Below are 14,535 nucleotides of genomic sequence, written 5' to 3'. Positions count from 1 at the left end.
CGCGCCCGGTGGACCGGGCGCCCACGTACAAGGACCATTCCTCCGATGTTGAGTTTCCTCCCCGCCACCCTGCGCGGCATCCTCGCCAGCCTGATCCTGTTCGTCAGCACGCTGTGCTGGGCGACGCTGCTGTTCTGCATGACCCTGGTGAAGATCCTGTTGCCGTTCGCGGCCGCACAAAGCGCCTGCAGCAAGATCATGAGCCTGATCGCCGAAAGCTGGATCGGCTGCAACAAGGGCTGGATGAACCTGGTCCGCGACACCCGCTGGAATGTGAAGGGACTGGAAGGCCTGGAGTACGAGCACTCCTACCTGGTCACCAGCAACCACCAGAGCTGGGTCGACATCCTCGTCCTGCAATACCAGCTCAACCGCCGTGTGCCGCTGCTGCGCTTCTTCCTCAAGCAGGAACTGATCTGGGTTCCGATCATCGGCCTGTGCTGGTGGGCGCTCGATTTCCCCTTCATGAAGCGCTACACCAAGGCGTACCTGGCCAAGCACCCGGAGAAGAAGGGCAAGGACCTGGAAACCACCCGCAAGGCCTGCGCCAAATTCAGCCGCATCCCGGTGTCGATCTTCAACTTCCTCGAAGGCACCCGCTTCACCCCGGACAAGCATGACGAGCAGGCGTCGCCCTTCCAGCACCTGCTCAAGCCCAAGGCCGGTGGCATCGCCTTCGTGCTCGACGCCATGGGCGAGCAACTGCGTACCCTGGTGAACGTCACCATCCACTACCCCGACGGCCGCCCGACCTTCTGGTGCCTGCTGTCCGGCAAATTGCGCGAAGTGGTGGTGCGCTTCGAGGAACTGGAGATTCCGCGCCAGTTCGTCGGCAAGAGCTACGACCAGGACGAGGGTTATCGCGCCGAGTTCCAGCTGTGGGTGAACCAGCTGTGGGAGGGCAAGGACCAGTTGCTGGCGCAGCTGCATCGCGAGTTTCCGGCCGCCAAGGCGTGAGTCTTTTGTAGGAGCGAGCTTGCTCGCGAACCCGAGCCCCCGTAGCGGAATCTGTTCGCGAGCAAGCTCGCTCCTACCAAGAACGCAAAAAAAAGCCCGCCAATCGGCGGGCTTTTTCATGGGCGGTGCTTACTGCTGGTACTGCTGGGTCTGCGCGTTCGGCAGGGCCTTCAGGTTCACTTCGACGCGGCGGTTCTGCGCGCGGCCGTTGGCGTCGGCGTTGGACGCGATCGGCTGGTCCGGACCCATGCCACGGGTGCTCACGCGGGAAGCGTCGACGCCCTGGGAGGTCAGGTAGGCAGCCACGGACTGCGCACGGCGCTGGGACAGGTCCATGTTGTGCTGGCGGCTGCCGGTGCTATCGGTGTAGCCGACGATCTCGACGCTGTTCTGGTTGAACTCCTTGAAGGAGTTGGCCAGGTTGTTCAGGGGGGTGTAGAAGGACGGGGCGATGTTCGCCGAGTCGGTGGCGAAGGTGATGTTGCCCGGCATGATCAGCTTGATGTCATCGCCCTGGCGCTCGACCTGTACGCCGGTGCCCTGCATCTGCTGGCGCAGCTTGGCTTCCTGCTTGTCGGCGTAGTAGCCGTAGCCCGCGGCGGCGGCACCGATGGCGGCGGCGCCGATCATCGCGCCCTTGCCACGGTTGTCGTGGTTGATCGCGGCACCGGCGACGGCGCCGGCCAGCGCACCCAGCGCACCGTACTTGGCGGTCTTGCTCATGCCACCCTCGGCCGGCGGGGCCTGGGTGTTGGGATCATAGGGATTCTGGGAGGCGCAACCGGCCATGAGAGCGAGGACGGTGGCAGCCGCGACCATGGACAGACTACGTGCAGTGAACATGAAGGAAGACTCCTGGATAACGAAATCGCCCGATTGGGCGCTGGTTAGATCATACAACAGCGAAAAGATTCAATTTTCCTTAACGCACGCCATCAGGCCCGAATGAACGGGTTCTCGCGCATCTCGTCGCCCAGACAGGTATCCGGACCGTGGCCGGTCACCACGGTGGCCTCCTCGTCCAGCGAATACAGACGCTCACGGATGGAACGCTCGATCGTGTCGTAGTCACCGCCCCACAGGTCGGTGCGGCCGATGCTGCGACGGAACAGCGTGTCGCCGGCGATCAGCAGCTTGTCCTTCGGGAACCAGAAGCTCATCGAGCCCGGCGTATGCCCCGGGGTATGCAGCGCCACGCCGCAGCCGCAGGCCAGTTCCTCGTCGTCAGCCAGCCACTGGTCCGGCGAAGGCACCGGGGTGTAGGGCACGCCGAACATGCGGCACTGCATTTCCAGGTTGTCCCAGAGGAACTGGTCATCCTTGTGCAGGTGCAGGGTGGCGCCGGTCTTTTCCTTCATCTGCCCGGAGGCGAGGAAGTGATCCAGGTGTGCATGGGTGTGGATGATGCTGACCACCTTCAATCCCAGCGCGTCGAGGCGCTGCAGGATGAGCTCGTGGTCGCCGCCCGGATCGACGACGATGGCCTTCTTCGTCAGCGGGTCGCCGATGATGGTGCAGTTGCACTGCAACGGGCCGACAGGGAAGGTTTCGCGGATCAGCGCGGGTTGCTCACTCATCACGGGTTTACTCGATGGCTTGGGCGGACCGGCATTTTCGCCGATTCCACCCTGCCCTGGCGAGCCGGGAGTCAGGTGTCGCGGCGGTAGTCGGTGGGCAGCTTGCCGGTCCACTTCCTGAACGCGCGGCGGAAGTTCGACGGGTCGTTGAAGCCCAGCAGCAGTGCGATCTCGTAGAGCGGCAGGTGAGTCGTGGTGAGGTATTGCAGGGCCAGCCGCTTGCGCACGTCGTCGAGCACTTCCTGGTAGGTGGTGCCCAGGTTCGACAAATGTCGACGCAGGCTGCGACCGCTGGTGTGCAGCTCGCCCGCCACGGTCTCCAAGTCGGGGAACTCGCCGGGGCGCGCCAGCAGCAGGCGGCGGATGCGGGTCAGCAGGCCTTCCTGCACGTCCAGCGTGGCCAGCAGGGCCTCGCACTGCTGCTCGCACATCTGCACGGTGGCCGGGTTGGCCAGGGCCATGGGCCGCGCCAGGTATTCGCTGGGCAGGCCGATGAAGTGGAACGGCTGGTCGAACAGCACCTCGCCGCCGAACACTTCGGCGTAACGCCCGACGTAGGCCGGCGCGGCATGGCCGAAGCCGACGCTGACGCCCTGCAGCGGTTGGCCGACGAGGAAGCGGGCGATGGTGTACAGGCTGGTCATCAGGCCTTCGGCGGCGAAACGCCCCATGGGTCCCAGCGGGATCGACTCGCTGGCGCGCAGGTAGGAAATGCCGTCGTCCTCCACCATCTCCAGGTCGTAGGCCAGGCCGAGCACGCGGTAGTACTTCAGGGCGAAGCCGATGGCGCGTTCGAGGTTGGCGCTGGAGAGCACGGCGTAGCCGAGGATGCCGTGGGTGGAGACGTTCAGTCGCTGCCCCAGCAGCAGGCCGAAGGCCGGCTCGTTGCAGTGCGCCAGGGCGGTGCCGGCGAGCAGGTTGAAGTCGATGAAGGACAGGCGGCCATTGGGGCTTTGCAGCACCTCGGGGCGCACGCGGGCCAGCTCGAACAGGCGCGCGCGGGGCACGCCCAGTTCCTCGGCAAGGTCGAGCAGCGCCTGCGCATAGGCGACGGGCACCAGTTCGGCGGTGAAATTGAGCGGTTGTTTCATCGTTTTTCTTGTGTCGACCGCTGGCCGGATATGACCGGAAAGTTGGCAGACAATAACCTTGTGACGCTTCCCCTACAAGCCCACAGTACGGACCATGGATAACCACAACAATGGAGCCGCCATGGCCAGCACCACCCCCGCGGGACTGGAAATCAAGCCCCGGCATATGGACTTCGATCTGCCCGATCCGCTGCCGCGTCATTGGCATGGCGGGGACGCCTTCAGGTCCCATCTGTTCGATGCGATGTCGGTGCTGTTCCCCGACGGCGAGCGCTTCTTCATCGACTCGGTGCGGCACTTCCGCGAGGACATCACCGACCCGGTGCTCAAGGAGCAGATCCGTGGCTTCATCGGCCAGGAAGGTCACCACAGCCGCGAGCACCTGGTGTACAGCCAGCGCCTGCGCGACCTGGGCTACGACATCACGCGCATCGAGAAGCTGGCCCAGGCGCGCATCCGCTTCACCCAGAAGAAGTTCCCCGCCAAGCGCCAACTGGCCGCCACCGCCGCGCTGGAACACATCACCGCGATCATGGCCAACGGGCTGCTGACCGACCCGCGCACCATGGCCGGCGCCGACCCGGTGATGCAGCGCCTGTGGCGCTGGCATGCGCTGGAAGAGACCGAGCACAAGGCAGTGGCCTTCGACGTCTACAACCAGGTCTGCGGCAGCCGCAAGCTGCTGCGCCGGGCGATGATCATGGCGACCTTCTTCTTCGTCCTCGACACCTTCCGTGGCCTCACCCACATGCTGCGCAAGGACGGCCTGCTGTGGAACTGGCGGGTCTGGCGCGACGGCCTGAAGTGGAGCTGGGGCAAGCACGGCGTGTTCCGCCCGCTGGTGCGCGAGTACCTGGACTTCTTCAAGGCCGACTTCCACCCCTGGCAGCACAACAACCTCGACCTGTTGTACGAGGTGCGCCGGGAATACGACCCGCAGCCGCTGGCGCACGCGGGCTGATTCATCTTTGGCTTCGAACACCGCCCCGCTCTGTCGGGGCGGTTTCGTTTCCGGCATCGGAAGGACTCCCCTGCAAGAGCGACTGTCTTGTCCGGCTAAATCCGTGCCTGGGCTTTCCCCCTCACCCCAGCCCTCTCCCTCAGGGAGAGGGAGCAGACCGTGCCGGCTGACGCCGAGGTTTCATCCTGCACCGAACAGTCCCCTCTCCCCTTGGGAGAGGGTTAGGGTGAGGGCCGGAGCGCGCGCGGAATTATCGGGTAGGGTCGAGCTCTGCCAGCGATCGGCTGATCCAGCTCGCCAAGTTGATCAACGGAGCGGCCGCGGACGGAGTCCGCTCCTACGCAAAGCAGACCGTAGGGCGCATAACCTGGAACAGGTTATCCGCCGGCCATTGAATGGCGGATAACGCTAGCGCGTTATGCGCCCTACGAAGAGCAGCCCAGCAAAACGAAAAGCCCGGCGCTTGGCCGGGCCTTTTCATGGGGCGCTCAGCGTTCAGGCATGCAGGAAGCGCAATGCATCCGCCGCCGATTCCTGGGGAATCTCTTCCATCGGGACATGCCCCACGCCCGGATAGACCTTCACCTCGATCCCCGGCACGTCGCGCTGCCACATCGGCACGTGGCGCGGCGAAATCCAGCGGTCGCGCTCGCCCCACATCAGCATCGTCGGCACCTTGAGTTCCGCCACCCGGGTCGGGGTGCCGGTCAGTTCCTCGCGGTTGGCCTTCACCAGCACGCGGAAGATGTCGATCATCGCCCGGCGGTTACCCGGACGGCGGCTGATGTCGTAGTAGCGGTCGATCACGCCCGGCTTGATCTTGCGCGCATCGCCGTAAACCTCCTTGATGCCCTGGGCCACCAGCGCGCGCGGCATCCACATCGGCATCAGCACGCCGGCGCCGGGCAGCACCGCGCTGGCGATCATCAGCGGCACCTTCTGCATGTAGTAGCCGGCCGGGTCGATCAGGATCAGCCGCTCCACCCGGTGCGGCTGCGCCAGCGCGTAGTTCCAGGCGATGTAGCCGCCCAGGGAGTTGCCGGCGATGGAAACGTGCTTCAGGTCCAGGCGGTCGAGGAACATGCCGAACACCTTCACCAGGCGCTCGCCGCTGTATTCGCGGTCGCTGCCGCCACCGGTGAGGCCGAAGCCCGGTACGTCGAGGCGGATGATGCGGAAATGCTCGGCCAGTTCGGCGACCCAGCCGTCCCAGGTGTGCAGCGAGGCCATCACACCGTGGACCATCACCAGCACCGGCTTGTCGCGGCTGCCTTCGTCACGGTAATGGATGTCGAAGCCGTCGACGTTGATGAAGCGCGAGCCGGTTTCCGGCGCGGCGTAGCGGTCCTTCAGCGCGGCCAGCGACAGGGCGCCGAAACCGTAGCGAGCCAGGCCCTCGGCCAGTGGCGGTTGCAGAGACAGGGTGGCGGACATGGACGAGTGACTCCCGTGCTTGTTGTTCTCGAACCTCGATCACACCACAGCCCGTTCGCCGCCGCGCCCAACCTAGGTAGTGCGTGAGCAGAGCGTCGTTACCAACAGGTCACCGATGACCTGCTTGACCTCCCCCAACGGCATGTCGCCCCCCTTGCCCAGCAACTCCAGCGAGGTGGACTCCAGCGCCCAGATCAGCGCCTGGTAGGTCAGCACCGCGTGCTGTACGCCTTCGCCCTGGAAGCGTTCTTCCAGCAGCGCCCGCAACTCGCGGTGTGCTTCGGCGCGGTGGGCGGCGAGTGGCGAGTCGGCGCGCAGCGCTTCCTCGTGCATCAGGCGGATGATCGGCCCCACCGCCAGGTGGTAGTCGAAGAAGCGCTCGACCATCGCCCGCAACCAGGCGTCGGTGCTGCCGGCGTCGGTGCGCATCTCGCGAAAGCGCATCAGCAGCAGTTGCACCGCCGTGCGGTAGATGCCTTCGAGCACGTCGAGCTTGCTCTGGAAGTATTTGTAGAAGGTGCGCCGCGACACCCTGGCGGCGTCCAGCAGGTCGTTCACCGTGGTATCGGCCAGCCCCTTGGCGACGAACACGGGAATGCTCGCCAACTGGATGTTGGCCCGTTGCAGGTGCCCCACCAGCGGCCCCTCGCTCTGGCGCGCCAGCGCGCCGATGCCGCCCAGGTCCTCGAAGACCGCGCTGACCGCTGCCGACTCCATCTCCCCTCCCCCTGCTCAACCCAACCAAGGCGCGGGATGACGCCAGCCCCCGGCCTCGCTAACCTAGGCCGACCGCTCCCCGCGCAAGGAAAGCCCGTTCGTGCCGAACCTACCACGCCGTCTGCTCTGGCCGCTGGCCATCCTTTTGCTGGTTCTCTGCCGCCCCGCCTTCAGCGCCGACCTGTACTACCTCGGGCAGAAGATCCCGGATATCAAGCGCCCCTGGACCAGCGCCGACTACCAGCTGCTGATCGACGCGCTGAAGAAGATCGACGAATCCCAGGCCAACGGCCTGCCCCGGCGCAGCGGCGAGTTCACCGGGCCGATCTACCAGCGCATGGTCAGCGAGGAGAATTTCCGCCCGCAGCTGAACATCTACGCCCCGCTGGAGCTGCGGCAGAACGAGGCGCGCGAGGTGCTGTTCAAGCTCAAGGAGCTGATGCGCCTGTACTTCGACTTCCGCGCCGCCAGGCAGCCCTACGGCGCCGAGGCGCTGGGCCTGATGAGCTACTCGCTGCGCGAGCAGGCGATCCTGTTCAACCTGACGGTGGAATTCTGGATGACCCTGGCGCAGAACGAGCAGCGCAACCCGGTGCGCCTGCAGGGCATGCAGGAGGCCAAGGCAGCAGCCTCGATGCTCACCAGCAGCGCGCTGGACTACCTCGGACTCACCGCGCAGTTCGACCGCCAGGACCTGGTGCTCTACAGCGCCGAGCTGTCCAAGCAGATGCCCGAGCTGTTCATCCATCTGCCGCTGGAAGTCCGCGCGCAGCTGCTGATGCGCGTGGACGAGCTGGCGCAGAAGCATGCCTATGCGGAGGTGCGCGAGAACATGCGCGATCTGCTGCCGGTGCTGCAGGCGATTCAGGATGACGTGCAGAAGCAGCTGGCCGCGCCGGCCAAGGGGCAGGCGGTGCCGAAGGGGCTGGATCTGAGTGCGCCGGCAGAGGTGGAGAAGAAAAAGGCAGTGATGTAATGCCGGGGTGAAATGCTGGCTACAAAAGAGCCGCAAGCGTCTGCTGAAAGTCCAGCGCTCAATCACGCATTGGCTGCCCTCACCCTAACCCTCTCCCGGTGGGAGAGGGGACCGTGCGGTGCAGGGTGAAACTTTGGCGCCAGTTGGTACGGACGGCTCCCCCTGGGAGACGACTGCATGGATGCGGGAGGTAGGGCGACGCAGGATGCCAAAGCCAAGGGCTGGGGTGAGGGAAAACCGAGGCAACAGAATCCCCCCTAGCGCAACAACCCCATCTCCTTCGCCCGCGCCACCGCCTGGGTGCGGCGCTCCACGCCGAGCTTGTCGTTGATGTGCCGCGCGTGGCTCTTGACCGTATGCAGGGAAATGAACAACCGATCGCTGATCTCCTGGTTGGAGCAGCCCTGGGCGATCAACTCCAGCACCGCCAGCTCGCGCCCGCTCAGGCACTCCGACGCCTGTCCACTGCGTTCCGGCGCCGCCGGCAGACGCTCGCGCAACGCCTCCAGCTCGACCGTGGAGGTACGGGCGGCCAGTTGCTCGCGCAACCAGTCCGGATGCTGCTGCAACGTCTCGTGCAGCGGAATCACCAGGCCAACCGCCAGCGCCCCCAGGCAGTCTTCCAGCATCCGCTCCGCCTCACGCTCGCGGCCTTCCTGCAGCAGAAGTGCAACCAGCTGCCCTTGCGCCAGCCGCGCCTGCAGGTGGGCGCCGATCTCCAGCGCGCCGCTGGCCACCGCACGCAGCCGTGCTTCGGCGGCCTCGCACCGGCCTTCGCGGCGCTCCAGTTGCGCCTGGAGCAGCTCCACGTTACGCGGCAACTGCGGCGAACATTCCGGCGCCGTGGCCGACTCCGCGCCGGTATAGGTATCGCGCAGACGCTCCAGCCAGGCCGCCGCCAGCTCGACCTGTCCCTGACCGAGCCAGAGTTCGCATTTGATCAGGGTAATGGCCGACAGGTAGTAGACCGGCGGCACGTCCCAGACGTGCATCATCCGCTCGACTTCAGCCAGATGGGCGAAGGCGCGGGTGTAGTTGCCCAGCCGCCCTTCCAGGCTGGCCAGCACGCAGAAGCCGATGACCAGGCTGATGTCCCGGCAGGCGCGCGCCTCCTCGATACCGGCCTTGAGACACTTGCGCGCCTCGTCCGGCTGTAGCGCGAGGCTGCGCAGATAGCCCTGGTAGAGCATCAACCGCCCGCGCACGGCGTAGCGGCGTTGTCCCGACAGCCCGGAGAGCCGCGCCAGCCCCTGGCGCACTTCCTCTTCGGCGCGCAGCACCTCGCCGCGCGCCTGCAGGACGCGGGCGCGGTCGTAATGCACCATCGCCTCGAACAGCGGATTGCCGAAGCGTTGCGCCAGCTCCAGTGCATCCCGGTTCAAGTTGCGGGCGCGCCACAGGTCGTCGCGGACGATGGCCAGGTTGCTCAGGGTCGACAGGCACAGCAGGCGCGGGCCGAAGCGTTCCGCTCCGAGCCCTTGCAGGGCCTCCCGACAATGTCGCTCGGCGGTCGCGATGTCGCCGCGGCCACGGGCGACCACCCCGGCCAATGCCTGCCACTGGGCCATCAGGTCGCGTTGGGTAGCCGGGTCGGCCGCCGGCAGGAAGCGCGACAGTTGCAGCCCCAGTTCCTCGGCGGCATCCAATTGGCAGGCCAGCGCCAGGGCCCAGCTGTACAGCACGATCAGACGCGGCGTACTGGCCAGCAGGCTGTCGGGCAGGTCCATCTTCCAGCGCAGCAGCGTGGCGACGTTCTGTTCGGCCAGCAGCTGCTCCTCGGACAAGCTCTGCACCAGGTTCGCCGCCACTTCCGGGTGGCCGGCGCGCAGGGCCTGCTCCACGGCGTCGTCGAACAATCCCTGGGCACTGAACCAGCGGCAGGCACGCAGGTGCAGCGCGGCGGCCGAAGGGCCGGAGCCGGGCAGCGGCCGTGCCAGCAACAGGTCGGAGAACAGATGGTGATAGCGGAACCACTGGCCCTGCTCGTCCAGCGGCACCAGGAACACCTGGTGCTGCTGCAGGTGACGCAGGATCGAGGCACTGTCGTGGGCATCACGCAGGGCATCGCAGAGTTCGGCGGAAAAACGTTCGAAGCGCGCCGTCTGGTAAAGGAAGATCTGCACCTCCGGCGACTGCTTGTCGATCACCTCTTCCAACAGGTAATCGCGGATCAGCTCCTCGGCGCCGTGCACCGACAGGTCCGGCACCTTCGCCGCCAGTTCATCGCCGTGGGCCAGCAGCCACAGGCGCAGACCGGCGATCCAGCCTTCGCTGCGCTCGACCAGGTTATCCAGGGCGTTGTCGTCCAGTTGCGCGCCGTTGGCGGACACCAGCCGCGCGGTTTCCTCGGCGGTCAGGCGCAGGTCCTGTTCGCTGAACTCCAGCAGGTGCCGCGACAGGCGCAGGCGCGCCAGGTGCCAATCGGGACGCTGGCGGCTGGTGACCAACAGCACCAGGCCGGGAGGCTGGTGGTTGAGGAGGAATTGCAGGCAGCGGTCGAGCACCGCGCCCTGGGCCAGGTGGTAGTCGTCGAGCACCAGCAGCAGCGGGCGGTCGACGGACAGGCTGTCCACCAGCTCATCGAGCAGGTCGTCGAGCCAGGCTTCGAAGGCGAACGGCTGGTGCCGCTGGCGCATCTTCAGGATGCCCAGGGCCTCTTCGCCCAGCGTGGGAAAGTGCAAGCGCAGGCCTTCGAGCAGGCGCTCGAGGAAACGCCCCGGATCGCTGTCCCTGACACTGAGCCCCAGCCAGAGGCTGTGCCACTGGCTTTCCAGGGTCTGACAGAACTCGATGGCCAGTGAACTCTTGCCGAACCCGGCAGGCGCAGACACCAGAATCAACCGTCCCGCCAGTCCGGACGCCATGCGTTCGCACAAACGCGAGCGCGAGACGTGGCCATCCGGCAGCGGCGGCCGGAAGAAGCGGCTGCCCCCCGTGCTGGTGGGAACCTCGGTCAGTGGTGGCAGAGTCGAGAAGTCGGTCATCAGCCTGGCTCTTGCTCTAGCTCTTGTTTCTGTGTGGACGGAGCCTAGCCGCTCGCGAGCGGTATTTGAAGCCGATTTTGTTACCGTTGCCCACAAGATGACCAGAAGCCTTCCGACATTCAGTCTTCTCATTCATCTGACAGATGATCGCCCATAAAAAAACCGGCCCGAAGGCCGGTCTTTTCTCACCACGGAACCACCCTGGGGATGAGGGGGATCAGCGAACGCCTTCCTGGCGCAGCGCTGCCGGGGTGAAGTCGCTTTCCGAAGCGCTGTAGTTGAAGTCGTAGGCGGATTTCTCCTCGTTCTTCAGACCCAGCACCAGGTAGCGACCGGACAGCAGGTCATACAGGGTTTCGGCGGTGTACCACGGTACCTGGTAGTTGTAGTAGTACTGGTTGAAGGCCTCGGCCACGCGCCACAGGGTGCCGCGACCGTCGTAGTGGTCGATCTCCACGGCCTGCCAGGTGTCCTCGTCGATGTAGAAGTCACGCTTGGCATAGATGTGGCGCTCGCCCGCCTTCAGGGTGGCGGTCACGTGCCACACGCGGTGCAGTTCGTAGCGGGTCAGGTCCTGGTTCAGGTGGCCGGGCTTGATGATGTCGGCGTACTTGAGCTTGGGATCATCGAGCTTGTAGTTGTTGTAAGGGATGTACAGCTCCTGCTTGCCCACCAGTTTCCAGTCGTAGCGGTCCGGCGCGCCGTTGTACATGTCCAGGTTGTCGGAGGTGCGCAGACCGTCGGCGGCGGTACCCGGGCCGTCGTAGGACACCTGCGGGGCGCGGCGTACGCGGCGCTGGCCGGCGTTGTAGAGCCAGGCCAGGCGCGGTTCCTTCACCTGGTCGAGGGTCTCGTGCACCAGCAGGACGTTGCCGGCCAGGCGCGCCGGGGCGGTGACGCGCTGCTTGAAGTAGAACAGGACGTTGCTCGGCTTGCTGGCGTCGTAGTCCTTGAGGTCTGTGCGGAAGACGAATTCGTCCTGGAAGTACACCAGCGAATAGGAGCCATTCACCTGCGGGGTGGCCTGGGTCACCAGACGACGCACGTGGCCGCCACGGTAGCGGGTGATGTGGTTCCAGATGACTTCCAGGCCGTCCTTCGGAATCGGGAAGGGGTTGGCGGTCTGGAAGTTCTGCAGGCCGTTGCCGCCCTGCACCAGGGTGGTGGTGGTGGCGTTCTTCTTGGTCGCCGCCAGCACGCTGTCCGGTACGCTGGCGGTACGGTGCGACGGGAAGACCTGCATCTTGTAGGTGTCCGGGTAGCGCTTGAACATGGCTTGCTGGCCGGGGGTCAGCTTGGCCTTGTACTGGTCCATGTTCTGCGCGGTGATGGTGAACAGCGGCTTCTCGCTGGCGAACGGGTCGGAGAGGAAGCCCTTGCTGTCGGCGCTGCCGGCATTCTTGGGCAGGCCGCCGGTCCAGGCCGGGATGCTGCCGTCGGCGTTGCCGGCCTTTTCCGCGCCCATCGGAGTCAGGGTGGTGCCGAGCTTGGCCGCTTCGTCGGCGGAGACGGCCGCCATCACCTGGGTGGCGAGCAGGCTGAGTGCCAGCGCGCCAGTGTGCAGCAGGATCTTTGTTGTTCTCATTCGTTTATCGTCCTCGTTGAGTCTGTGCCCTCCGCGGTGGCCGCCCCTTGCGGGACGGGTCGCGGGTTGTATCTGCTGCACCGCCGGCCGGTTCGCCCGACCGGCGGATGGCCCGCCGCAGTAGCGGGCCGGAGACCGGTTGAACGACCGGTTTAGAAGTTCACCCCGAAGCTGAGGCTGACGAAATCGCGATCGTCGACGGTGGAATACTTGCCGTCGAAATAGGTGGTGTAGGCCAGGCTCGCGGTGTAGGTGTTCAGGTAGTCGGCGTCGACACCCAGGCTGACCGCCTTGCGGCCTTCCTCGAAGTTGCCGCCGGGGCCGGGCGAATAGCCGTCCACGTCGTGCTGCCAGGCCACGTTCGGCTTGAGGTTCACCCCGGCGAAGACGTCGTTGTAATCCCAGATGGCGCGAGCGCGGTAACCCCAGGAGTCGGCGGTGGTGAAGCCTTCGCTTTCGCAGTTGCGGCTGACGTTGTTGGCGTTGGCGGTGCCCAGGGTGGATACGTTCAGCGCCTCGCAGGTCGGACGGCCGCTGAGGCTGCCGGCCAGCGGGCCGGGGCCGAATACCGGGTCACGGCCATAGCGCGCCTTGTTCTGGCTTTCCAGGCCGCCGACGTGGGTCCAGCCAACCTCGCCCACCAGGGTCAGACGCTCGGCGCCCATGACCTGGTCGAAGAAGTGGGTGAAGGTGGTCTGCAGCTGGGTGACTTCCTTGCGGCGGTAGCCGTGCAGGTCCTCGCCGGCGCTGCCGTTGAGCACCGAGGCGTTGTTGTAGACATGGTTGCCGCCGATGGAAACCGGGTCCAGGCCGGAATACAGGATATCGGTGGTGTTCAGCTGCACCGGAGCGTTCGGACGGTAGCTGATCTCGCCCTGCCAGGCGGTGCCGGTGGGCAGCGTGGTGGAGAAGCTCAGGCCGTACAGATGGATGTCTTCCGGATACTCGACGAAGTAGCTGGAGTTACCGGCCATCGCTGCTGCACCGGCCTGGGCGGCCAGGGACGGGCTGATGGCGGCGATATTGGTGATCAGCTGGTTGATCTGCGCCACCTTGGAGGGATCGGCGCCCTTGCCGCTGAAGATCGGCAGACGGCTGTGGTAGTTCATGTAGTAGCCGCCGAACTCGGTGTTCACGCTGTCGGCGAAGTACTTCAGCGACAGGCCGTACTGGCCGCTGTCGCGGGCGTCGCGGTCCGGGCCGCGCTGCACCACCAGGCCTTCGTTCCACGGCGACGGAGTCACCGCCAGGTTCGGGCCGAGCAGGGCGTTCAGGGTGCGGATCGAGGACGCGTTGTTGGTCAGCACCGCGAGGTTCTGGGTACAGCCGTCGGCGATGACGTCCGGCTGGGAGAAGAAGGTGCCGCAGTTGTCGACCACCGTCTGGTCCCACTCCAGCTGGTAGAAGCCTTCGGCGGAGAGGTTGTCGGTGAGGTTCTGCGACATGTAGAACATGTTCACCGGCACCAGGGCTTCCTTGATCTCGGAGCCCGGACGGCGGAAGGCGGTCACGTCGAACGGGTTGATCACGCTGATGCCGTTCTGGATGAAGGTACTCTCACCCCAGTTCACCACCTGCTTGCCCAGGCGCACGGTGCCCGGCAGTTCGGCGATGGTGTAGTTGTGGTAGATGAAGGCATCGAGCAGTTCGGAACCGGAGGCCTTGGCGGCTTCCTTGCGACCATCGTCGCTGAGCGGCTTGAACTCGGTGTCCTCGTCCTTCTGCTCGAAGTCGTACCAGTACTTGCCGCGCAGGAAGATGCCGGTGTCCTGGTACTTCAGCTCGAGGTCGTGAATGCCCTTGAAGATCTTCGAGAAGGTTTCGCCGGCCTTGTAGTTCAGGTGGCCGTCGTCGGAGGTCTGGGACAGGCCCTTGCCGCCGTTGTTGACGCCGATGAGGTTCTTGTTCGGATTCTGCGTCGACCAGCTGGCCCCCACGGACAGCGACGAGTCGAACGAACCTTCGATTTCCCCGATGTTGAAGGTGACCGCGGAAGCGGGTGTCGCCAGCGTAGAAGCCAGGCTGACGGCCAGCGGCAAACGCGCCAGTCGCCAGATATGTTGCATGGTTTTCATCGACGCTACTCCATGTGTTTTTTGTTATGAGTAGTGGCGACTATATCGACGGCCCTACACACCTTGATCGCTCGAAAGTGTGATTTCTCTTACACAAGGCCCTGACTAGACACCTTCGCAGGCCGGAGACGGCGTCATCACTGGCCTGCGCCGCGCCAAGCGCTTGCTTGGCACGCAC

The 14,535-nt window shown here is 65.4% G+C and carries 11 protein-coding genes; 3 read left to right on the top strand and 8 right to left on the bottom strand.

Features of this window, described 5'->3' with window-relative positions; genetic code table 11:
• The first annotated feature begins 45 nt into the window (after window positions 1-45).
• Window positions 46-957, top strand: a complete 912-nt coding sequence (locus tag ACNFBT_RS00805; protein WP_416745576.1) for an acyltransferase — start codon at window positions 46-48, stop codon at window positions 955-957.
• A 129-nt stretch (window positions 958-1,086) separates the two neighbouring features.
• Here ACNFBT_RS00805 and ACNFBT_RS00800 read toward each other — a convergent pair whose 3' ends face one another.
• From ACNFBT_RS00800 to ACNFBT_RS00790, 3 genes are all read right to left on the bottom strand, one after another.
• Window positions 1,087-1,800: an OmpA family protein gene (locus tag ACNFBT_RS00800; protein WP_416745574.1), complete on the bottom strand. Its 714-nt coding sequence runs from the start codon at window positions 1,798-1,800 to the stop codon at window positions 1,087-1,089.
• Window positions 1,801-1,892: 92 nt separating this feature from the next.
• Window positions 1,893-2,534: an MBL fold metallo-hydrolase gene (locus tag ACNFBT_RS00795; RefSeq protein ID WP_207885970.1), complete on the bottom strand. Its 642-nt coding sequence runs from the start codon at window positions 2,532-2,534 to the stop codon at window positions 1,893-1,895.
• Window positions 2,535-2,605: 71 nt separating this feature from the next.
• Window positions 2,606-3,625 (bottom strand): AraC family transcriptional regulator, encoded by a 1,020-nt coding sequence (locus ACNFBT_RS00790; RefSeq protein ID WP_416745571.1) that lies wholly within the window; start codon window positions 3,623-3,625, stop codon window positions 2,606-2,608.
• 121 nt (window positions 3,626-3,746) lie between these two features.
• Here ACNFBT_RS00790 and ACNFBT_RS00785 point away from each other — a divergent pair, with 121 nt between their 5' ends.
• Window positions 3,747-4,586, top strand: coding sequence for a metal-dependent hydrolase (locus ACNFBT_RS00785; protein WP_416745569.1), 840 nt, complete (start codon window positions 3,747-3,749; stop codon window positions 4,584-4,586).
• A 495-nt stretch (window positions 4,587-5,081) separates the two neighbouring features.
• On the opposite strand, the gene ACNFBT_RS00780 is transcribed toward ACNFBT_RS00785, so the two are convergent.
• Both ACNFBT_RS00780 and ACNFBT_RS00775 read right to left on the bottom strand, forming a co-directional pair.
• Window positions 5,082-6,020 carry an alpha/beta fold hydrolase gene (locus ACNFBT_RS00780; RefSeq protein ID WP_416745567.1) on the bottom strand — a complete coding sequence of 313 codons (939 nt, stop codon included), beginning with the start codon at window positions 6,018-6,020 and terminating at the stop codon, window positions 5,082-5,084.
• A gap of 72 nt (window positions 6,021-6,092) precedes the next feature.
• Window positions 6,093-6,737, bottom strand: a complete 645-nt coding sequence (locus tag ACNFBT_RS00775; protein ID WP_416745565.1) for a TetR/AcrR family transcriptional regulator — start codon at window positions 6,735-6,737, stop codon at window positions 6,093-6,095.
• 100 nt (window positions 6,738-6,837) lie between these two features.
• On the opposite strand from ACNFBT_RS00775, the gene ACNFBT_RS00770 reads away from it, so the two are divergent.
• Complete coding sequence (locus ACNFBT_RS00770; protein ID WP_416745563.1) at window positions 6,838-7,713, top strand: hypothetical protein; 876 nt, start codon at window positions 6,838-6,840, stop codon at window positions 7,711-7,713.
• Between the two features lie 257 nt (window positions 7,714-7,970).
• Here the strand turns inward: ACNFBT_RS00770 and ACNFBT_RS00765 are convergent, their stop codons facing one another.
• From ACNFBT_RS00765 to ACNFBT_RS00755, 3 genes are all read right to left on the bottom strand, one after another.
• Window positions 7,971-10,697, bottom strand: coding sequence for a LuxR C-terminal-related transcriptional regulator (locus ACNFBT_RS00765; RefSeq protein ID WP_416745561.1), 2,727 nt, complete (start codon window positions 10,695-10,697; stop codon window positions 7,971-7,973).
• 217 nt (window positions 10,698-10,914) lie between these two features.
• Window positions 10,915-12,282: a DUF1329 domain-containing protein gene (locus tag ACNFBT_RS00760; RefSeq protein WP_416745559.1), complete on the bottom strand. Its 1,368-nt coding sequence runs from the start codon at window positions 12,280-12,282 to the stop codon at window positions 10,915-10,917.
• 152 nt (window positions 12,283-12,434) lie between these two features.
• Window positions 12,435-14,357 carry a DUF1302 domain-containing protein gene (locus tag ACNFBT_RS00755; RefSeq protein ID WP_416745557.1) on the bottom strand — a complete coding sequence of 641 codons (1,923 nt, stop codon included), beginning with the start codon at window positions 14,355-14,357 and terminating at the stop codon, window positions 12,435-12,437.
• Window positions 14,358-14,535: the final 178 nt, after the last annotated feature.

The organism is Pseudomonas sp. NY15181 (assembly GCF_048068055.1).
Lineage (GTDB): Bacteria > Pseudomonadota > Gammaproteobacteria > Pseudomonadales > Pseudomonadaceae > Pseudomonas.
The sequence above is the reverse complement of the archived record's forward strand: the minus strand, read 5'-3'. Positions and strand labels throughout refer to the sequence as shown.